The sequence below is a fragment of the Lentimicrobium sp. S6 genome, from assembly GCF_013166635.1.
GTDB lineage: Bacteria > Bacteroidota > Bacteroidia > Bacteroidales > UBA12170 > UBA12170.
The window spans coordinates 1-20,879 of record NZ_JABKBZ010000013.1; the positions used below are offsets into that span (position 1 = coordinate 1).

The window sequence follows — 20,879 nt, forward strand, 5'->3', positions numbered from 1 at the left end:
TGACTGTACATGTTTATCAGAACCAAAGCAGTCGGTTCTATTTCCATCACCTCCAATGTCATTATTTTAAAAGCTAAAGCCCTTTGCTGAAAAATCTAATATTCTATAATTCACCGATTACACTTCGACGTGTTTGGGAAAAGCCACCCCGCCTAATTCCTAAGTCTATTATTGCTTAATAGCATTGTAACTATGAAAAGGCTAAAAACCATTGCTCCCCATAATTTTTAATGTGACCCCTAATTATTTGAAAATGTGGCCTTATTTAATGTAGAACAGAGGTTTTTAATAACATAAAAGCTTCGAAGGTTGAAATAAATAATCAAAATTGGAAGCATCGTAAAAGTCTGTATATATAAAATCATAAGGGTCCCTATTAGTCAATACTTGTTGGCATTGAGCCGATGGATATATTCCTTGTGTATCTGGATTGTCAATAATATCTTGTGAGGCTACATGGAAATTCCACTCTTGATAATAATTATCCCAATTTGCAAACGTATCGTTGGTTTGGCTCATGGCCATCGAACCTATGAGTACATAAGTAATTAGTAAACACAGTTGTAGGCGGTGGTAAAAAGAGTTTATCATTAGTTTTACTAGTTTGTATCTGCTTCAAAGATAAATAAACCAAATTAATGGTTTACTACCGCCTTCTCATTTATAATACCTATTTCAATAAAAAACAAAAGCTTCACAAAACGAATTTCATGAAGCTTTAATATCTTATTCTTTAATGGAATTAGGACAGTACTTTCAACATATTAATCTCAGGAAGAGTTAAGAATCTCCATTTACTCCTTGGTAAGTCTTTTTTGGTCAAACCTCCAAACTTCACTCTATCCAGCTTGAATACTTGATAATCGAACTTTTCAAAAATACGCCTTACAATCCTATTTTTACCTGAATGTATCTCTATTCCAATTTCTCTTTTATTATCATCATAAACATAGGCAATGGCATCGGGTTTTATTAAGCCATCCTCTAGATCTACTCCCTCGTTCATTATGGTCTCGAAATGCTCAAGCTCAAGGTCTTTATCTAAAGTAACGTGATAAATCTTTTTAATTTGATGCGAAGGATGTGTTAGCTTCTTAGCCATTTGTCCATCATTGGTAAAAAGCAATAATCCTGTAGTATTTCTATCCAATCTGCCTACTGGGTATATTCTTTCTTTCACTGCATGTTCTACCAAACTCATTACTGTTTTTCTTTCAAAAGGATCGTCCATAGAAGTAATGAAACCTTTAGGCTTATTTAATAATACATAAACCAGTTTTTCACGTTTTAGGGTTTTCCCATCATACTGAATTCTATCAGTTGGATGAACTTTATGCCCCATTTCTTTAATCACTTCCCCGTTTACTCTCACCATTCCGGCTTGAATATGTTTATCTGCCTCTCTCCTGCTACAAACACCAGAATGTGCAAGAAATTTATTGAGTCTAATTAATTCATCTTCTGAGCGATTTTGAATTGAAGTTAATGTACTGGCAGAAACACGTTGTCTCTTCTTTTTAGGCTTTACAGGTTCTTGCTTTTCCAATTCTTCCATTTCTGGCTTTTCTTCTCTATAAAACTTTCTAAAACCTTTATTACTTTCCATCGCGTTAATTATTTTGAGCCTGCAAAAATATTTCTTTTATTGATACCAATTTACTCATTCTCTAAAATATCTAAGAATAAAGTAAAATATTATGTTCGAATGATAAAGTTAGCACTTTTTTTTTTAATAACCAGAATAGAAACTTTAGATCATCTACCTAGGTTAAAACTACTCCTTATGATAATCAGAAAGAATTTGCCAAGCAATTAAAACTCCTAAACCACCAAGGCAGATAAAAATATTACACCATCCAAAAAAGAAACGGAGGATGGCTATCATTATTAAAGAAAAGACTAAAACAATATGGAAGAGTCTATTTTTGGAGAGCTTTTTCAATTTGTTTAATTTTTCTTGCTGTTTTACGGGTGTCAATCCCTAGACTTGTTTTAGCTCCCATAATGGCAAAATGTGATAAATAATGTATGACTCCTCTATAAGGGGTTCTCTCATAAAAAATAGGCCCCTTCCGTATTCTAAATATATTATTATTGTTTTGTTTAATGAGAATAGAATTGGCTAAAAAAGATGCCAAATTACTTTCCTCCATATTTTTTTTCAGAACTTCAACTTTTAAATCTTCATAACGCAAGACCATATATCCATAACCTTCTTTATCATTACCTTTTACATTCATCTGTAACTGACTTAAAACACCAGCTTTAGCTTGCATTCTTGTTAAGGGCTGTAATAGAGGATTTAAAGAGGTCGCATCTAAGGTATTCATAGAAGCAAGCACAACAAAATTCTGTTCTTTCGAATTTAAAGGAAAATAGGCATTTAAGGAAACATCAGCTTCAGACATTAGCCTTGCCTGAGCATTAATCTTCAAAGTTCCACCAAAATTTCTAAAATCGGTATCATTGCTAAATCCTATTATTTTCCCATTCATTCGATCAAAAAAAATGACTCCATTATCATCTACAATCTGACTTCGCTCCTCATATTTAACAAAGCCATCATTAAATTGAATGGTATCAATATTCAAATAAAAACGAATATTTTCAATAGCCTGTGCCGGCATAGTTTTATACTTAGAAGTATCAGGAGGAAGCCTTTTATCCTTATAAATAAAGATTTGAGCTTCAGAAAATTCTAGTTTCTCTAAAGTATATCTATTTCGAAAAATAGCTTCCCTATACCCTATTCCCTCTAATTTCAATATAGGAATAGTGATATCCATTTGATCTGTCTGATACGTCTGATTGGCTACAAAAGTCTTTCTATCATATCTAGAGACTATCATCACTGAATCAAAGTGAATAGATTTATCATGGCTACTCAAACTCATATTCTCGAAGCTATAATTATAAAAACGATCTGGCGAAATCATTGAAAATTGTGGAAGATTCAATCTCACATCATCGCAGTAAAAAAACTTGTCGTTTGTAAAAGCTATATTATTACTATCGATCACGATTCCTTCTAAAGTCAAATCAATATTTTTAAAATCATAGATTTTGGAACTTTGCTTAATCCTTATTGGCATGCTGAAATCAAAATCAGACAATTCAATTCGGTTAATATTTATGGCCGAGAACTGTCCTTTTATGGAATTAAAGAAATCTATTTCCTCTAAACTAAAAGCCTTTTTCTGCTCTTTTTTATTTTTATAACTTTTTAAATCGAGTTCAGGTTCTTGAAATAACAGACTGCCTATAAATAAACGGGGCTGTATATTTCCTGGACTCATTTTTAAATCATTGAGTAAAATGTCTTTCACTCGTATATTGGCAGGAAACCTAATAGAATCTCCTAAAGACAACACCTGTAAATCACTAACCTGAAGCCTATTATCTGAAGTAGAACCTTTGGCACTCTTCAAATAAATAAGCCGCTCTCCATTATTTACACTTTGGAAGTATTCATTTAATTCAAGCTCAGTGTTCTCTGAAAATAAAAAACGATCTAATTTATGGAATACTTTATAATCCACATAAAAATCGTGAACATGTAGGTCAAAAGATTCTAAGCCAATATGATCCATCCTTTCCATATATTTATTTTTTATAGAAAGATTTAAATCTTCTACAACAAAGTCGTTTACCCCTACTGCTTTTACTTTGTCTATATAGTGCCCTAATGACTCGTAAAAACTTTTAGCATTGGTTTGGTAAACTATTTTGGTTTGTCTATCTCCATTAAGCTTTAATTTAGGATTATTAATATAGATGGAATCAAAAAGAAACTGCTTCTCCAAATACATATCAAATGGCTCTATACCCCCTATTGATAACTTATCTATATCTATTTGTAGATGAGATTTTATTTTGGAGGAATCTTCTTGGTTTTCATATTGAAACATAACCTGATGACCATCAAACCTCTTTTGGGCTAAAGTAAAACTCCAACTAGCTATTCTCAGCAAAAGTGAGTCTTGAATTTGTGAATAGAAAGATTTCATAGCAGAAAACTTCAATTTCTTAGCTTCCAAAAAGTAGGGCCTAGCGAAATCTAAATTTAAGCCAGCACCTTCAATGTCTAGCTCCTCCAGGTTTATCTTCGATGTATTATTTAAAGCTGAATGTTCAATATGGGCATATATATTAGGTAAATTTATATAGGAACAAAAAGCTGACCAAGGTATTGTATTATTTCTCTTAGAAGATTGATTTTGACTTATGATATTCCCTATTACATTCAAACTCATACATTTTATTGTATCAACCTTTATTAAGGAAGAATGATTCAATAACTCTTTCCAATTAACCCCATTAATCATCAATTCTTCCGCCTGAATCAGTCCAGGATTTTCTTTAGAAAAATATAGCGACTTCACATCTATTTCTTTTAAAGCCAATAATCCCAAATTTGTATCAAATTTAAAATCCTTTGAATTGACTTGCATTTTTCCATCATGAGACTGATATTCCAACTTGCCGATAAGCCCTTGTCCACTTTCAAATACACTTTCCCAATGACCTGAAAACCCAGGAGGAATTATAATATTATCGATATAAAGGTCTGTTTGACCTATTTCAATTCCTTTTTCTTTCCATTCAAATCTAGCGTTTTGCATATCGAATTTATCAATATCTAAAAGTATAGGAAACGTATTGCTTTGATTATGTACAAATTCTGATTTATTTATATTCACTTCAGGTGTCATAATATGCATGTGATTTAATTTCAGAATATCCTCTTCTAAAAATTGAAATGGAGAAAACCCCTCCAATTTAAGCATCGCAATATACCAAGCACTAACCAATCCCTTGTTTTTAACAAAATGAATGTCCTTTATATTTAATGTAGATTGAGATTGATCAAATATAAAAGACGAAAAAGAAAGACTATCTCCTTCCTTTTTTAGCAACAAAGACATAGTATCACTTTCCAAAGTATAGCTATTCATCTCAAACTTTTGCTGATGGGTCAAAGCTTGGATTATTTGATAATTCAAATCTACAATCTCAAAATCCATTTGAGGATGCTCTTGTTTTAAATTTTTCAGTTCCACATGTATTTTATCAACCTCAAAATCTAATCCGGAATTTTCAATTACGTTTTTAATCTTTTGCAAACTTGCTTCAGGCTTTTCACCAGTCAGTGTATTAACAGTGTTTACAAGTCGCGACAAGCTAAGTCTTAAGGTATTTCCCTTTAGAAAAGATTTTTCAGGGTGTTCTATCCATGCGATTGAATCAAGCTCAAAGCTAGCCTCCTCAATTCTTTGCTGATTATCATTTAATAAGTTCTTATGCAGCAATTCTTTAAATTTTAATACAGCCTGATGAATAGTCTGGTTTTCGCTGAACGTTAAATCCTGAATGGAAATAGAAGTTTTCTTTTTTTGAAAATCAACATTTTTTGCATTGATGTTCACAGCTTCAAAAATTGGCAAGTCAATAGAGTTAGGATAATTCAAAGAATCAGCAAATAATTGAAGAACACTAAAATCTGCTTTGCGAATCTGTAATAAGCTGTCTCCATCTAAGTTAATATCCATATTAAATTTATCCAAATTAAACTTCTCTAACTCTAAAGAGTGTAAAAAACCAGATCTATTTACCACTTTAGTATTCATTTTTTCACTGCTATCTATCTCTGTATAAATATTTAATCCAAGATTAAGATTTATAAGCTCAAGAGATTTAACCTTTGCCTCCCCAGTTAATAGATCAAGGTATTGTATCCCATTAATAGATAGGGTATCTAGTTCTACATATTGAATATGAGGATTATATACACTATCATTAGCTTGTTGAATTCTAATGTGATTTAAAAAAATACTTCGATTAAACAATTTCCATCTCATTTTATCAAAATCCAATTGATACCTCTCGTTGGTGAGCTGCGAAAATGTTTCTTCCAACATGGGTCGCAATATATATTTTGTATATAGTGGAGGAAATAGAAAAATGGTCAGAATCAAAAGAATGAAAACAGTAGAAAATAGATATTTTATCCATTTTCGCCATAAGCTTCTATCTATTTTCTCTTCTTTTTCCATGATTTATCAAATTTAAGAAAACTTTGATGACTAGGTGCAAAAAAAGCCCGCAAATGCGGGCTTACTCATTATCTTAATTTGGGTACAGCAACTAATCAACTTGCCATGTAGCTCCTGAATGTAAGAGATCATTCATGGTCTTAATTGATGATTTCTCTTTTCGTTCAGCCACTTGAGCTTCCATTTTGTCACCATAAGTAGTACCTTCAGTCTCTCTAATTACACCTAAAGCTATTGGAAATTCTGGCCCTTTCATTCTGATTAACATCCAATGTAAAAAAGGACTTTCTTCATGGGCATCATGAACAAGGATATCATCCTCAGAAATCCCATCTTCACCTATTTTCACCACTTTAAGTTTCATTCCATCAAGAATTAAACCTTTGTCATTCTCTTTTCCAAAAATCATCTTCTCACCATGACGCAAAATAATCTGACGATCTAATTTCTCAGCTTTATCAGTATAGTAACCATGAGTTTTATCATTAAAAATCACACAGTTCTGAAGTATTTCAACAATAGATGTTCCATTATGAGCTTCCGCATTTTCCAATATCTCATTGGTTAATTTCATACTGACATCTATGGAGCGAGCAAAATAATGACCATTAGAACCCAATACAAGTTCACCAGGGTTAAAAGGATGTTCAATACTTCCATTTGGAGAAGTTTTTGTTACCAAACCTTCTTGAGTAGTTGGACTATACTGTCCCTTGGTTAAACCATAAATCTCATTATTGAATAATAAAACATTCATATTGATATTACGGCGAATAGCATGAATAAAGTGGTTTCCGCCAATAGCTAAACCATCACCATCACCTGTAATTACCCAAACGCTTAAATCTGGATTAGCAGTTTTAGTTCCACTAGCAATAGCCAATGCACGTCCATGAATAGTATGAAAAGCATAGGTATTCATATAGTATGGAAACCTTGATGAACAACCAATACCACTAATTATGGTATAGTTTTCACGTGGCTTACCAATAGCTGCCAAAGTCTTATGAACTGAATTTAAAATGGCATGATCCCCACATCCGGCACACCATCTAACTTCTTGGTCACTTTTAAAATCTTTAAAAGTAAGTTTTACTGTTTCTTGCGTAGCCATTTTATTTCTCCTCCATTAATTTGTTAAAATGATTGGTCAATTCTTCTACAGTAAATGGTAAACCCATCATCTTGTTATACTGTAAGAAATCAATATTAGTGAAATTCTGACGCAGATATTTCGCAAATTGACCATTATTTAATTCTGCTACAACAACTTTCTTAGAACTTCTTAAAATATCTTCTGTATTTTTTGGAAGAGGTTTAATATAGTTAAAATGAGCAAGAGCGATACTCTTACCTTCAGCTTGAAGGTCATGAACTGCAGTTAAAAGGTGACCATAGGTTCCTCCCCATCCAACAACTAATAAATCTGCATCAGGTGCACCTATTAGTACTTGTTCAGGGATTACATTCTCAATGTAATCGACTTTTCTCTCCCTATAATCAGTCATGAGCTCGTGATTTTCAGGAACATAAGATACAGTGCCTGTTTTATCCATTTTCTCTAAACCACCAATACGATGTTCTAAACCAGCAACTCCAGGAGCTGCCCATTTTCTAACTAAGGTTTTCTCATCACGCTCATAAGGTAAATATTCTTCTCCTTCTTTAAAAGTGGCATGAGGTACTATAATATCTGGAAGTGTATCTGTATTTTCAATTTTCATGGGTTGACTACCATTTGCCAAGAACCCATCAGTTAAAAGAATAACGGGTGTCATATGTTCCAAAGCAATTTTACTTGCTGCAAAGGCATAATCATAGCAATTAGAAGGAGTACTTGCAGCAATTACTGGTACAGGAGCTTCTCCATTTCTACCTTGCACTGCTTGTAATAAATCCGATTGCTCCGTTTTAGTTGGAAGTCCGGTACTTGGCCCTCCTCTTTGTACATTTACAATAACTAGAGGTAATTCTGTAATCATAGCTAAACCAATAGCTTCCGTTTTCAAGGCTAAACCTGGACCAGAAGTAGTTGTTACAGCAAAGTTTCCAGCAAAACTAGCACCAATGGCTGATGTAATACCTCCAATTTCATCCTCTGCCTGAAAAGTTCTAACATTTAAACTATTGTGTTTTGCTAATTCTTGAAGAATTTCCGTAGCAGGGGTTATAGGATACGAACCACAAAACAAAGGCAAGTTTGCTTTTTCAGCAGCAGCAATACATCCCCAGGCAGTGGCTGTATTACCATTAATATTTCTATAAGTTCCTTTTTCAATTTCGTCAGCAGTCACTTTATATGGAGTCAATTCTTGAACCACATAACCATAATTATACCCAGCTTTTAAAACCATTTTATTGGCTTCAATAATTTTTGGAACTTTTTTAAATTTCTTTTCAAAGAAAGCTTCAGTAAATTTTAATGGTTTATTGAATAAGTAGAAACAAATACCAAGAGCAAACATATTTTTACTTCTTAGGACTGTTTTATTATCCAAACCTGAGTTTTTCAATGTTTCTTGAGTCATGGTACTGATAGGAGCATAAATAATATTGAATCCTCCAATTCCATCCTCTTTTATTGGATCGTCAGTTTCATAGCCAGCCTTTAATAGGTTTTTAGCAGTAAAAGCATCACGATCTAGTAACATTGTACCACCTCGTTTGGTCCATTTTGCATTGGCTTTAAGAGCTGCCGGATTCATGGCCACCAATACATCGGCATAATCACCAGGAGTATTGATATCATAACCAAAATGAACCTGGAAGCCAGATACGCCGCCAACGGTACCTTGAGGAGCTCTGATCTCTGCAGGGTAATCAGGAAAGGTTGCAATTCCATTCCCTAATATTGCAGCGGTGTCAGAAAACAGGGTTCCAGTTAGTTGCATCCCATCACCGGAGTCACCTGAAAAGCGAATTACGACATGGTCGAGTTCAATCGCTTTATCTTTATTGTTAGTCATTTCAATGAGTTTTTTTTATCTATACAAATGTAGTGCGAATTTCATTTGCTATTAACAAATACCAATGCAAACGTTTGTTTTTGTTATCTATTTAGAATCTATTTAAATTTTCTTTAACATGAATTTTAGTTTTTACCAATTAAAAAAAAATATACTTTTGCAGGGAATAACTAAATTAAATTTAATTTTAAAACTTATCATTATGGCCTATGTAATTAATGATGATTGTATTGCTTGTGGAACTTGTATTGACGAGTGTCCAGTAGATGCAATCTCAGAAGGTGATATTTATAAAATCGATCCTGAACTTTGTACTGATTGTGGTGCTTGTGCTGATGTTTGTCCAACAGATGCTATTTCTCCAGAATAATCAGAATCAAATAGAAAAAAAAGCTTCTAAACAATTGTTTAGAAGCTTTTTTTTGATATAAATCGTATCATTTGATCTTCTACTCTTCAATATCCATGTCTAAACTCTTTCCATATTGAGTCATTGCCCTTAAACTCATACCCATACTACTAAATCCACCATCATGGAATAAGTTTTGCATGGTCACCTTTCGGGTAAGGTCACTAAATAATGTCAAACAATAATCGGCACACTCTTCAGCAGTTGCATTTCCCAGTGGTGACATTCTTTCTGTGAAATCCATCAAACCATCAATTCCTTTAACTCCAGAGCCTGCAGTTGTAATAGTTGGAGACTGACTAATTGTATTTACTCTTACTTTATTCTCTCTTCCGTAAATATATCCAAAGCTTCTTGCAATCGATTCCAATAGAGCTTTAGCATCGGCCATATCGTTATATCCATAGAGTGTACGTTGTGCTGCAACATATGATAAGGCAACGATAGAACCCCAATCACTCATGGCATTATGCTTCTTCAAAGTTGCAATTACTTTATGAAAAGAAAGTGCACTGATATCTAATGTTTTATGATAATAATCATAGTTCAATTTATCATAAACTAATTTCTTTCTTACGTTTGGTGACATTCCAATAGAATGCAATACAAAATCAACTTTACCAAACTTCTCAATAGCTTTCTGAACTAGGTTCTCTATGTCTTTGTCATTTGTTGCATCAGCTGGAATAACTTCAGTATTACATTTTTCTGCCAATTTATCCACAGAACCTAAACGCATACTCACAGGAGTATTAGTTAGGATAAACTCTGCACCTTCATCATATGCTTTTTCGGCCACTTTCCATGCTATCGACATATCATTCAATGCACCGAAAATAATACCTTTTTTACCTTTTAATAAATTATAAGCCATAATTAATCTGTTTTTGTTTAGCTTTTTGTTCCCAACAATTCTTTCGCATGCTTAATGGCCGAATCCCCAACCTTGGAACCACTGAGCATAGCTGCGATTTCTTCGAGACGTTCTTGTTGGTTAAGTTTTTTGATTTTTGAGCGAGTAAAAATAGAGTCATTTTCCTTATAAACCAAATAATGATGATTGGCTTGTGCAGCAATTTGAGGAAGATGAGAGATAGAAATTACCTGAAGTTTTTCTCCTAAGCCCATCATTAATTTTGCAAGTTTATCGGCAACTTCACCTGATACCCCTGTATCAATTTCATCAAAAACAATACTAGGCAAAGCCTTCTTCAATGCCAGTACATACTTGAATGACAGCATTAACCGTGACATTTCTCCACCTGAGGCCACTTTAGTCATATCAGAAAAACGAGAGCCTGCATTGGCTTTAAAAAGAAATTGGATTTGATCGGAACCATTTTTTGCAAGCTCGCCTAAATCGTTCACCTCTATCTTAAGCTCAGCCTTCTCCAAGCCTAATTCTTTTAACTGCTTCTTAACTAATTCTTCAATTTTCTTGGCCGCATTAATTCGGGTTCCTCTAATTTTAAAGGCTCGATTCTTCAGTTCATCTAATTGTTTAGTCAATGAAAATTCTAATTCCTGTATTTTGGCATCTAAATTTTGTACTGAAAAAATTTTTGAGGAGAGTTCTTCTTTAAATTCGACTAATTCATCTGCATTATTGAGTCTATGCTTTCTGCATAATGATAAATATGATTCCAATTTATCGTTAAGGTATTGCATTCTAACTGGATCATACTGAAATTGATCTTCTAAAACTGAAGCTTCATTTCCCAAATCCTTCAATTCAATAATACATGAATTTAATCTTTCATCTAATAGAGCAATATCTGTTTGAAAGCTTGATACCCTTTGTAACTGTGCCAAAATAGATTCTAATTGCTCAACAATACTATTATCTTCACCTGTAATATGAGAAGAGGCTTGAAATAAAGCGAGTTTTATATCCTCAGCATGTGATAATACCTGAAGCTCCTCCTCTATTTCTTTCTGCTCACCTTTATGAACCTCTGCTTTTTCAATTTCATCAAATAAGAACTGATGATATTCTTGTTCATTTATTTGTTTCTGATAGTTCTCTTTTAAAAGTTCTAACTCTTCTATTCCATTTTTGTATGTGGAAAAAAGGGATTGATATTGAAACAATTGTTTATCATGATCGGCATAAGCATCCACTATATTCATCCTAAATTCAGCCTGATTTAATTGCTGATTTTGATTTTGTGAATGAATATCCATTAACCGAATACCTAATGCTTTTAAGACCTGTAAATTTACTGGAGTATCATTCACAAAAGCTCTGCTTTTGCCTGTTTTGGACACTTCTCTTCTAACTATACAATTGGCCTCATAATCTAAATCAAATGCTTCGAAAAATGCTTTTAGATTCAATGCCTCAATTCCAAAGCTACCCTCGACTATGCATTTTAGCTCTTTATCTATTACCACTTCCTTGTCGGCTCTATCCCCTAAAAGCAATCCTAATGCTCCTATAATAATAGATTTACCAGCTCCTGTTTCTCCTGTAATTACAGAAAAACCCGATTGAAAATCAATAATCTGATTCTCAATGAGAACATAATTTTTTATAGAAAGTTGTTGTAACATTTTACACTATTACTTTAAAATAGCTGAGTATTTATCTCCGTTGGCTGGATCTATCTCTTTCATGATATTCACTACTTCAGTCTTGGTGTTTGGGCTACCTTCTCCAAAAACTTTAATTATTTCATCTCGTTTTGAATCCACATAAAGCCTCAATAGAAAAGACCCCGGTTTTGTACGGTTGGCTTTTTGAAGATTTTTCAAACTTTCCGCAATATTATTCCTTCCAGATTCTACGTTGTCATACATTAAGTCTAAACCTTTTCTATGGTATTCATAAATACTCTCTCTAATTGGTCGGTATTGGGGATTCATTAGGTTTTCAGTCAACCAATATCTATTTTTCATATTCTCAAATGCTTTCCATCCAGGTTCACTAGTATTTTGAGCATCTTGAACTACTCCTTGGGCTTTTTCAAAATATGGAGTTCCACCTAAGTTACTATATGAATCGGCATCTATACCAAGAAAAACATATACATAATAGGCAATCAAACTTGTTAAATTATTTGAGAAGCTATTCTCAGCATATAACAATGGCTCACCTAGACTATAAGTAAATTCGACATCACTATCCACATAATTAAACATAGTAGAATTATAATTGGTTTTATATACTGGGCGACGAAGTACTAAATTTAACTTCCCTCTATATTGATCCGAAGAAATTTTTTCTGATAAGGTTAAAAGAATAGTACATTCTATCCTTTCTTCTAATTTATAATTGTAGTTGGTCCAAATGGTGTTATTTACAAATTCATAAAGAGCTTGTTGAAGTTCTTTAAATGCCTCTCTATCTGTACCTTCTATCTGCCTTGCAGACACTTGAACTGAGCCATTAATTTCTTGGCCAATGGTAGAAAAACTAATGAGTAGAATGCTAATAAAAAGAAAAAATCTAGTTTTCATAAATCTAAGTTTAAACAATCATGTTGTTAGTAGTAAACGCCATATAAATCAATATATTTTAATGTAAAATTACAAAATAAACTATTGGGAAATATGCTTTTCAATATAATTGCAAATATCCTTTGCTACTTCTGTTTTTGGCTTTAAACCAAAAGCGATGGGTTCATGATGATGGCCTAGAATAAATATCTTATTCGTATCATGACCAAAACCTGCACCAGCATCTTGCATAGAGTTTAGAATCAGTGCATCACAGTTTTTAGATTGAAGTTTCTTTTGAGCGTTTTCCATTTCATTATTAGTTTCTAAAGCAAAACCAACTATAAATTGCTTATCTTTCTTCTTACCCAAACTTCTCAGAATATCAACATTAGGCTGAAGTTTGATTTCTAAAGACTCATCCCTTTTTTTTATTTTATTAGCACTAATAATTAAGGGCTTATAATCGGCTACAGCAGCTGACATTACAGCAATATCAGCATCATCAAAATGTTTTGAAGTATTCTCAAACATCTCATCAGCAGATTTTACCATAATCAAATTGATATTTGAATGGGTAGCTTTTATTGATACTGGTCCACTCACTAAGTCAACTAAAGCACCTCTCTGGGCAAACTCTTCGGCAATAGCATAACCCATTTTACCTGTAGAATGGTTTCCAATAAAACGAACTGGATCAATAGCTTCATAAGTAGGTCCAGCAGTGATTAGAACTTTTTTATTGAGGAAACTATTTTTTTTTTTGAAATGTTCAATAATAATTTTCACTATTTTCTCTGGCTCTTCCATTCTACCTGCTCCACAAAGCCCGCTAGCCAATTCACCTGTTTGCGCTTCAATCATCACATGACCAAAGGACAATAGCTTTTCGATATTAATTTGTGTACTTGGGTGAGCATACATATCTAAATCCATAGCTGGAGCAAAATACACAGGACATTTGGCTGACAAATAGGTTGTAGTCAACAAACTATCACTTAAGCCATTGGCCATTTTCGCCATAGTAGATGCTGATAATGGAGCCATTAATAGCAAATCGGCCCATTGGCCCATATCCACATGACTATTCCAGCTTCCATCAACTGGATCAAAAGGCTTGTATAATGCAGGATTTCCTGAAAGTGTGGATAAGGTTAGAGGAGTTACAAAATCTCTTGCAGATTCTGACATGACCACCTGAACATCAGCACCTTCTTTCTTTAATAGACGTACTAAGATTGGAATTTTATATGCAGCAATACTACCAGTAATTCCTAATAGAATTTTCTTTCCTTCTAATTGCATGAATCACTATTTTTTCAATTTTAATAAAAATACAAAAAAACTCCTTTCTAATGCAGAACATTAATAAAGGAGTCCAATATGCTCTTTTAAAAAATTACGAAATTTTATTATTCGCAACTTCTTTAGCTGGATTTCTGTAATAAATTTCATCCTCAAGAAACTCTTGAATAGCTAATAATGTAGGTTTTGGAAGTCTTTCATAGAACTTAGCAATTTCTATTTGTTCTCTATTCTCAAACACTTCTTCCAAATTATCACCCGTAGTAGAAAATTCTTCAATCTTACGATTCAACTCTTCTTTTAAATCTTTACTAATTTGATTGGCTCTTTTTGCTAAAATAGCAATAGATTCATAAATGTTTTCAGTTGACTCGTCAAAATCTCTTAAGTTTCTGGTTACGGCAACCTTATCGGTTTTTACTTTTTTGTAATCCATATTATTATTTATTATTATTTTCGTCCTCAATATTTTCCTCGTCATCAGTTTCAGAACTCACAACTTCTCTTCCAATATATGCAGATGCTTCAGCATGCATCTCATCAGCTTCTTTCCTGTATTTGCTTTCAGGATACAAAGCTACAAAATCAACATAAGCACCTATAGATTTAGTAAATCTATCCTCCTGCTTGGCACTAAAACTTAATAATGCATAATCGTAATAGCACTTCATCACATAAAACATGACATCCTCACGATAATCACTTTCATTATAATTCTTTAAATAGGTTTTTAATGCTGTTATGGCTGCATTATAATCCTCCATTTTATAATATTGTTTAGCAATATCATACTCTTTTTTCTCGAGCTTAGCTTCTAACTCATTCACAATGATTTCAGCATTTACATACTGCTTGCTCTCTGGAAACCGAACCATAAAAAGCTTCATCTCTTGAATTGCAGCCTTTGTGGTTTCCTGATCCAATGAGGAGCGCGGACTATCTAGATAATTACAATAGGCACTATAATACAATGCATCTTCTGCTTGTTCACTACTGGGATAATTTTTATAATATCTCTTAAAATAGTAACTAGCTAGAATATAATCATTTTGCATGAAATAACTCATAGCATACATGAACTCCAATTCTTGAGACTTTGCTGTTCCTTTATATATAGGAACAATTTGATCCATCAATTGAAGAGCTCTATTATAATCTTTCTGATTGTAAAACTCCAAGGCCATGGCGTACTTCTCATCGTAGTCACTACTCTTCAATAGCTTCTGAAAACGACATCCTGAAAACAGGACAACCACACTCACGAACAATATAACCCGTACACTATTAATCATGCTGCAAAAATATATGTTTTTATGGAATATAAAACCTTCTTAAATAATATTTTCAAATCCCAATAATTCTATTTCATTTTAAGCTTGCAAATATCCACAGATATTAAGCATAAACCTACTATTTAACGATAATTAACCCAAAATGATTGTATTAATTATTTGACTTTTTTATTTCAAATCGAGCAAAAATGGGTAGATGATCCGATATATCCTTCGCTTCTTGGAGGACTTTTGATTCAACACAATTCAAAAACAGCTTATTATAAAATATATAGTCGATTTTCTGAAAAGGCTTTTCACTATAAAAAGTATAAAATTCTTCAGGTTTTTGCATATATTTAGATTCATCAATTACTGAAGATATGCTCGGAATATTAAGTAATCTCTTTATTGTGTATTCATTAAATGCATCTTTACTATATGGTGGAGTACAATTGAAGTCTCCTAATAATACTATTGGGTATTCTTTTTCATACTTTTTATATAGCGAGATGACAATATCAGTTTGCAATTCTCTTGTAGAACCATCCCAGGCTTCAAAATGAACATTTAATATTAATAGGCTATCTTTCTCAATATTAACCCAAGTTTGTTGTACCAATCTGTCTAAATAAAAGTCATTAAAAAAAAAGAAATTACTTTTTGGTTGAGGTAATACTATTCTTTCATTTGAAATAATGTTAAAGTTAGACAATGTTGCTTGTCCAGAATAAATTTTGCCAAAATGATATTTAAAAGGCCAATATGGAAAAGGAACATAGGTTTTATCCCAGTTTATTGCAATTCCACCATTAGTAAAATCACAGGCACTTGCTATTTGTTCATATTGATTAATGTAAAAAGAACGTTTGGACATGAAATCGATTTCCTGTAAAGCTACAATTTGAGGATTGTTGTCCAAAATTAAAGCAGTGGCTTTTTTTAAACTACGATCAAATTCTAAAGGACTTCTTTCCAATGGCAAATTATTGTTCATTCCAGATAAATAACCAATATTATAAGTCATAATGGAAAAAGTATCTGAAGGAATGTGATTTACTTTTGAAAATCCTGAAATTTCAGTATACTCAGATTCTGGAAAAGTAGGTTCTTTAGCCCAGAAATAAAATATTAAGATGAATGCGCAAATAATTAATAAAGGAGTGAGAACATAATATTTCATAGGGGCAAATATATAAAATAAAAAAGCTTGTTACTAAGGTTTGAGTTCTATAAAAACCTTTGTAACAAGCTATAAACTGACAATTTAATTCTTTCAGTGCTAGATAGCAGCAGAAATGATTTCGTATCCACTGTAATTTATGTCTTCTAATGCTGCTGATTGGTCAGATAGCTGATCATTATAAGAGAAGATATTCAATTCTGATTCATCATAGTTATTTCTATCAGGCATTTCAAAGCAAAACTGGTCAGGATTTTTGCTCATCGCTTCTTCTTCTAAAAATTCTAAGTATTCTTGATATTCGGGAGAATTGATAATTTTTGCTTCTGTAATCTTCTGTGTAAAAACGTTCATAATTTTTGTCCTCTCTAATTGTTCGTAAATAAATAAGCCTAGTTAATCTTAATTCTGTCCAAATATAAGACGAATATGTCCAATTTCCAAACTTTTCACGATGATTTTTTTATTTTTTTCTAAATACTAGGATTTGATTATAAATTTCAATATATTATATGAGCTAACAATTGAAGAATATCAAGTATTACAGAGTGTTTTTAATAAAACTCATTGATAATAAACTATTTTAATAATTTTTATGAATAAATTAGTTGCATGTTAATATCTGCCATATGGATTCCATTTTTTAAAAACTCAAGAATAATAATCCTCGATATTTAAATGACGAATATTATTATAAATTCAACCTTTTTAGGAAGGCAGGTTAAATTATCCAAGAAACGCTATCTAATTTTAAATCGGATTAATTTGAGTTGAATATTTCCTATTTTTGCATGATTAACAAAGCCTATGAACGAATACTTAGATGCCTCTGGAGACGGTTTAAATCCTAGAGAACAAGAAATGGAACAAATGCTGAGGCCTGGTCAATTTGAAACATTTGCTGGCCAAGGCAAAGTAGTGGAGAACCTGAATATTTTTGTGAATGCTGCAAAAAACAGAAATGAAGCTATGGATCATGTATTATTACATGGCCCGCCAGGCCTTGGAAAAACAACCCTATCTAATATTATAGCTAATGAATTGGGTGTTGGAATAAAAGTCACCAGCGGCCCTGTATTGGACAAACCAGGTGATTTAGCAGGCTTATTAACCAATCTTGATGAGCGTGATGTTTTATTTATTGATGAAATTCACAGATTAAGTCCAATAATTGAAGAATATCTATATTCTGCTATGGAAGATTATAGAATAGACATCATGATTGAATCTGGACCAAATGCAAGAACCGTACAGATAGACTTAAATCATTTTACTCTAATTGGAGCAACTACTCGTTCTGGCTTATTAACAGCTCCGCTCCGCTCCCGTTTTGGCATCACATCGAGACTACAGTATTATGATGCAGTTACATTAGAGAAAATTATTATCCGTTCAGCAGGAATTCTTAATGTTCCCATTACTGAGGAGGCTGCTAATGAAATTGCTCGCAGAAGCAGAGGGACACCAAGGATAGCTAATTTGTTACTTAGAAGAGTGAGGGATTTTGCAGAAGTAAAAGGAAACGGGTCTATAGATTTAACAATCACTCAATACGCCTTAAATTCACTCAATGTAGACAAGTATGGGTTGGACGAGATGGACAACAAGATATTGAGTACTATTATAGAGAAGTTCAAGGGAGGTCCTGTTGGCTTAACAACCATAGCTACTGCGGTAGGTGAAGATTCTGGAACTATAGAAGAAGTATACGAACCTTTCCTTATTCAAGAAGGATTTATGATGCGTACTCCACGTGGTAGACAAGTCACAGATATGGCTTACCGTCATTTAGGCAAATACCCAAACATCAAACAAGAAGACCTTTTCAATCAAAACCTCAAAGGAGAATAGATGAACAGCTCCTCTCTATCTGATTTTCTTGCAAATGAATGCCTAAAGGAAGGTTTTTTAGATTATAGCATCTCTAAACCTGAAACTTTAGAAAAGGAGAAAGCGAATTATATTCAATGGTTAGAACAGAACTATCATGGAAAGATGTCTTATCTAGCGAACCATATTGATATGAAATTCAACCCGGAATTATTGATGCCAGGTCTAAAAAGCATCATTACGGTTATCCTCAACTATTTTCCTCAGGAGAAAATGGCCATTTCTGATAATTATAGATTGGCCAAATATGCCTATGGTAAAGATTATCATGATATCATTAAAAACAAACTAAATCGAATAGCAGAAAATGCTGTTTCTCAATTTGGCTCAATGAACTATAGAGCCTTTACTGACTCTGCTCCCATTCCAGATAGAATTTGGGCTCAAAAAGGAGGATTAGGATGGATTGGAAAAAACACACTTCTTATTAACAAAGAACACGGCTCTTTTTTTTTTATTGGACACTTATTTATCGATCGGGAATTAGAACCGATTAATAAAACTCACGAGGATTTATGTCTCGAGTGCAATAAATGCCTCAAGGCTTGTCCAACTCAGGCACTTTTTGAACCTTACAAAATGGATGCTACAAAATGCTTAAGTTATCAAACTATTGAAAACAAATCTGCTTCTAAAGATATCCCTCCTCAGCAATTCAGGAATACCATTTATGGCTGTGACATTTGTCAGGATGTATGCCCATTTAATAAAAACCCAGAACCTCACCAAACCGAATCCTTCAATCCCCATCCTGATTTACTAAAATTAAGAAAAAAAGACTGGCAAAATTTAAAGGCTATGCATTTTGGTGAAATATTTAGAGGCTCTGCTGTTAAAAGAGCAGGGTATAAAGGTATGATGCAAAATATTGATTGGTTGCAAAAGCTCTCAGAATAAGGAATTCCACTTCCAACTGGCTTTTATATCAAAATTTCAAAATATTTATAAAACTTTATCAACAGCAGCCCTTATGTATAGGCATAAATAACCTATATTTGGCGTGGAAAATAAAACATAAGATATGGCTTTAGAATTAACAGATGCTAACTTTGAAGAGTTAGTAATAAAATCGGACAAACCAGTTGTAGTAGACTTCTGGGCAGTATGGTGTGGACCTTGTAGAATGGTTGGACCTATCGTTAATGAATTAGGTGAAGACTATCCTGATACATTAGTTGTTGGAAAAGTTGACGTGGACAACAATCCTGAGACTGCAGCAAAATATGGTATTAGAAATATCCCTACCATTCTTTTCTTTAAGAATGGCGAAGTTGTTGACAAACAAGTTGGTGCTGTACCTAAGCAAGTATTAGTTGGTAAAATAGAGCCTCTTTTTTAAGAATCTACAACTAAATATCATAAAATAAATTTAGCTGTCTTTTCTGGAAAAGTAACCAGACAAGACAGCTTTTTTAGTCATTATATATGAGCTTTACTATAGATAGACAACAAATAGAACGATACGGTAATCTTGAATTACTTGCCAAACAAGTAGTAGAAGGATTTATCACTGGATTACATAAAAGTCCTTTCCATGGGTTCTCTGTTGAGTTTGCCGAGCACCGTTTGTATAATAATGGAGAGTCTGTTAAACATATCGATTGGAAACTATTCGGAAGAACTGATAAACTATTCGTAAAAAGATTTGAGGAGGAAACTAATTTAAGATGTCAAATTATTTTAGACACATCTTCCTCTATGTTCTACCCTCCTCTTAAAGAGTATTCTTTAGAAAAACAAAATAAGATATCATTCTCCATAATTGCTGCAGCAGCCATCATTAATATATTGAAAAAACAAAGAGATGCTATAGGTTTGACATGTTTCGACACTCAAATTACTGAACACACAGAAACGAAGTCGAACTCCGCCCATATTAGCCATCTCTACCAAATCCTTAGCCAGCAGATTAATAATAACTCAGGAGAAAACAAAGAAACAAATGCAGCTGCCATCTTACATCAATTAGCTGCAACGCTTCACAAGAGGAGTCTTATCATTCTATTTAGTGATATGTTCGAGAATATGCTAGAGATGGATGATTTCTTTGATTCTTTGAGACACTTAAAGCATAACAAACATGAAATCATTATTTTCCATACTCATGATAAAGAAACCGAACTCCATTTCAATTTCAATTCTCAACCTAAAAGATTTATAGATCTTGAAACTGGTGAGGTTATCAAACTCCAAGCCAATGAAATTAAAGAGGCTTATCAAGCAACGATGAATAGGTTTGAAAATCAGCTCAAACTAAAATGTACACAATACTCAATCGATCTAGTTTCTGCTGATATTCAAAAAGGCTTCAATCAGATTCTTTTTCCTTTTTTAAGCAAACGAAAAAAAATGTATTAGGTTAAT

Annotated in this window: 18 protein-coding genes; 5 read left to right on the plus strand and 13 right to left on the minus strand. The window is 33.0% G+C overall.

Annotated features, from left to right (window positions below):
• Positions 1 to 285: 285 nt before the first annotated feature.
• From HNS40_RS06520 to HNS40_RS06540, 5 genes are all read right to left on the minus strand, one after another.
• On the minus strand, positions 286 to 591 hold the full coding sequence (locus tag HNS40_RS06520) for a hypothetical protein (RefSeq protein WP_172278898.1): 306 nt from the start codon (positions 589 to 591) through the stop codon (positions 286 to 288).
• Positions 592 to 742: 151 nt separating this feature from the next.
• Complete coding sequence (locus HNS40_RS06525; RefSeq protein ID WP_172278900.1) at positions 743 to 1,606, minus strand: pseudouridine synthase; 864 nt, start codon at positions 1,604 to 1,606, stop codon at positions 743 to 745.
• Between the two features lie 313 nt (positions 1,607 to 1,919).
• On the minus strand, positions 1,920 to 6,053 hold the full coding sequence (locus HNS40_RS06530) for a hypothetical protein (RefSeq protein WP_172278903.1): 4,134 nt from the start codon (positions 6,051 to 6,053) through the stop codon (positions 1,920 to 1,922).
• A 91-nt stretch (positions 6,054 to 6,144) separates the two neighbouring features.
• On the minus strand, positions 6,145 to 7,167 hold the full coding sequence (locus HNS40_RS06535; protein WP_172278905.1) for a 2-oxoacid:ferredoxin oxidoreductase subunit beta: 1,023 nt from the start codon (positions 7,165 to 7,167) through the stop codon (positions 6,145 to 6,147).
• A gap of 1 nt (position 7,168) precedes the next feature.
• On the minus strand, positions 7,169 to 9,019 hold the full coding sequence (locus HNS40_RS06540) for a 2-oxoacid:acceptor oxidoreductase subunit alpha (protein WP_172278907.1): 1,851 nt from the start codon (positions 9,017 to 9,019) through the stop codon (positions 7,169 to 7,171).
• A gap of 202 nt (positions 9,020 to 9,221) precedes the next feature.
• Between HNS40_RS06540 and HNS40_RS06545 the strand changes: the two genes are divergently transcribed.
• Positions 9,222 to 9,389 (plus strand): DUF362 domain-containing protein, encoded by a 168-nt coding sequence (locus tag HNS40_RS06545; RefSeq protein ID WP_172278909.1) that lies wholly within the window; start codon positions 9,222 to 9,224, stop codon positions 9,387 to 9,389.
• A 79-nt stretch (positions 9,390 to 9,468) separates the two neighbouring features.
• On the opposite strand, the gene HNS40_RS06550 is transcribed toward HNS40_RS06545, so the two are convergent.
• From HNS40_RS06550 to HNS40_RS06585, 8 genes are all read right to left on the minus strand, one after another.
• Positions 9,469 to 10,302, minus strand: coding sequence for an enoyl-ACP reductase (locus HNS40_RS06550; RefSeq protein ID WP_172278911.1), 834 nt, complete (start codon positions 10,300 to 10,302; stop codon positions 9,469 to 9,471).
• Positions 10,303 to 10,319: 17 nt separating this feature from the next.
• Positions 10,320 to 11,981, minus strand: coding sequence for a DNA repair protein RecN (gene recN / locus HNS40_RS06555; RefSeq protein WP_172278913.1), 1,662 nt, complete (start codon positions 11,979 to 11,981; stop codon positions 10,320 to 10,322).
• Positions 11,982 to 11,990: 9 nt separating this feature from the next.
• Positions 11,991 to 12,887 carry a DUF4835 family protein gene (locus tag HNS40_RS06560; RefSeq protein ID WP_172278915.1) on the minus strand — a complete coding sequence of 299 codons (897 nt, stop codon included), beginning with the start codon at positions 12,885 to 12,887 and terminating at the stop codon, positions 11,991 to 11,993.
• 81 nt (positions 12,888 to 12,968) lie between these two features.
• Positions 12,969 to 14,171 carry a bifunctional phosphopantothenoylcysteine decarboxylase/phosphopantothenate--cysteine ligase CoaBC gene (gene coaBC, locus HNS40_RS06565; RefSeq protein WP_172278917.1) on the minus strand — a complete coding sequence of 401 codons (1,203 nt, stop codon included), beginning with the start codon at positions 14,169 to 14,171 and terminating at the stop codon, positions 12,969 to 12,971.
• Positions 14,172 to 14,265: 94 nt separating this feature from the next.
• Entirely contained in the window at positions 14,266 to 14,607 is a 342-nt protein-coding gene (locus HNS40_RS06570; RefSeq protein WP_172278919.1) for a DNA-directed RNA polymerase subunit omega, read from the minus strand.
• Between the two features lie 4 nt (positions 14,608 to 14,611).
• Positions 14,612 to 15,463, minus strand: coding sequence for an outer membrane protein assembly factor BamD (locus HNS40_RS06575; RefSeq protein ID WP_172278921.1), 852 nt, complete (start codon positions 15,461 to 15,463; stop codon positions 14,612 to 14,614).
• 151 nt (positions 15,464 to 15,614) lie between these two features.
• Complete coding sequence (locus tag HNS40_RS06580) at positions 15,615 to 16,625, minus strand: endonuclease/exonuclease/phosphatase family protein (protein ID WP_172278923.1); 1,011 nt, start codon at positions 16,623 to 16,625, stop codon at positions 15,615 to 15,617.
• A 99-nt stretch (positions 16,626 to 16,724) separates the two neighbouring features.
• Complete coding sequence (locus HNS40_RS06585) at positions 16,725 to 16,979, minus strand: hypothetical protein (protein WP_172278925.1); 255 nt, start codon at positions 16,977 to 16,979, stop codon at positions 16,725 to 16,727.
• Between the two features lie 453 nt (positions 16,980 to 17,432).
• On the opposite strand from HNS40_RS06585, the gene ruvB reads away from it, so the two are divergent.
• The 4 genes from ruvB (at position 17,433) to HNS40_RS06605 (ending at position 20,873) form a co-directional block, all read left to right on the plus strand.
• A complete protein-coding gene (gene ruvB / locus HNS40_RS06590) occupies positions 17,433 to 18,476 on the plus strand; it encodes a Holliday junction branch migration DNA helicase RuvB (RefSeq protein ID WP_172278927.1) in 1,044 nt (347 codons plus the stop codon).
• Positions 18,477 to 19,412 carry a tRNA epoxyqueuosine(34) reductase QueG gene (gene queG / locus HNS40_RS06595; protein ID WP_172278929.1) on the plus strand — a complete coding sequence of 312 codons (936 nt, stop codon included), beginning with the start codon at positions 18,477 to 18,479 and terminating at the stop codon, positions 19,410 to 19,412.
• A gap of 124 nt (positions 19,413 to 19,536) precedes the next feature.
• Positions 19,537 to 19,854 (plus strand): thioredoxin, encoded by a 318-nt coding sequence (gene trxA, locus HNS40_RS06600; protein WP_172278931.1) that lies wholly within the window; start codon positions 19,537 to 19,539, stop codon positions 19,852 to 19,854.
• 86 nt (positions 19,855 to 19,940) lie between these two features.
• A complete protein-coding gene (locus HNS40_RS06605) occupies positions 19,941 to 20,873 on the plus strand; it encodes a DUF58 domain-containing protein (RefSeq protein WP_172278934.1) in 933 nt (310 codons plus the stop codon).
• Positions 20,874 to 20,879: the final 6 nt, after the last annotated feature.

Bases quoted from the DNA above. Each gene is read 5' to 3' on its own strand.
- HNS40_RS06520 (WP_172278898.1), bottom strand. From the start codon at position 591: ATGATAAACTCTTTTTACCACCGCCTACAACTGTGTTTACTAATTACT.
- HNS40_RS06525 (WP_172278900.1), bottom strand. From the start codon at position 1,606: ATGGAAAGTAATAAAGGTTTTAGAAAGTTTTATAGAGAAGAAAAGCCA.
- HNS40_RS06530 (WP_172278903.1), bottom strand. From the start codon at position 6,053: ATGGAAAAAGAAGAGAAAATAGATAGAAGCTTATGGCGAAAATGGATA.
- HNS40_RS06535 (WP_172278905.1), bottom strand. From the start codon at position 7,167: ATGGCTACGCAAGAAACAGTAAAACTTACTTTTAAAGATTTTAAAAGT.
- HNS40_RS06540 (WP_172278907.1), bottom strand. From the start codon at position 9,019: ATGACTAACAATAAAGATAAAGCGATTGAACTCGACCATGTCGTAATT.
- HNS40_RS06545 (WP_172278909.1), top strand. From the start codon at position 9,222: ATGGCCTATGTAATTAATGATGATTGTATTGCTTGTGGAACTTGTATT.
- HNS40_RS06550 (WP_172278911.1), bottom strand. From the start codon at position 10,302: ATGGCTTATAATTTATTAAAAGGTAAAAAAGGTATTATTTTCGGTGCA.
- recN (WP_172278913.1), bottom strand. From the start codon at position 11,981: ATGTTACAACAACTTTCTATAAAAAATTATGTTCTCATTGAGAATCAG.
- HNS40_RS06560 (WP_172278915.1), bottom strand. From the start codon at position 12,887: ATGAAAACTAGATTTTTTCTTTTTATTAGCATTCTACTCATTAGTTTT.
- coaBC (WP_172278917.1), bottom strand. From the start codon at position 14,171: ATGCAATTAGAAGGAAAGAAAATTCTATTAGGAATTACTGGTAGTATT.
- HNS40_RS06570 (WP_172278919.1), bottom strand. From the start codon at position 14,607: ATGGATTACAAAAAAGTAAAAACCGATAAGGTTGCCGTAACCAGAAAC.
- HNS40_RS06575 (WP_172278921.1), bottom strand. From the start codon at position 15,463: ATGATTAATAGTGTACGGGTTATATTGTTCGTGAGTGTGGTTGTCCTG.
- HNS40_RS06580 (WP_172278923.1), bottom strand. From the start codon at position 16,625: ATGAAATATTATGTTCTCACTCCTTTATTAATTATTTGCGCATTCATC.
- HNS40_RS06585 (WP_172278925.1), bottom strand. From the start codon at position 16,979: ATGAACGTTTTTACACAGAAGATTACAGAAGCAAAAATTATCAATTCT.
- ruvB (WP_172278927.1), top strand. From the start codon at position 17,433: ATGAACGAATACTTAGATGCCTCTGGAGACGGTTTAAATCCTAGAGAA.
- queG (WP_172278929.1), top strand. From the start codon at position 18,477: ATGAACAGCTCCTCTCTATCTGATTTTCTTGCAAATGAATGCCTAAAG.
- trxA (WP_172278931.1), top strand. From the start codon at position 19,537: ATGGCTTTAGAATTAACAGATGCTAACTTTGAAGAGTTAGTAATAAAA.
- HNS40_RS06605 (WP_172278934.1), top strand. From the start codon at position 19,941: ATGAGCTTTACTATAGATAGACAACAAATAGAACGATACGGTAATCTT.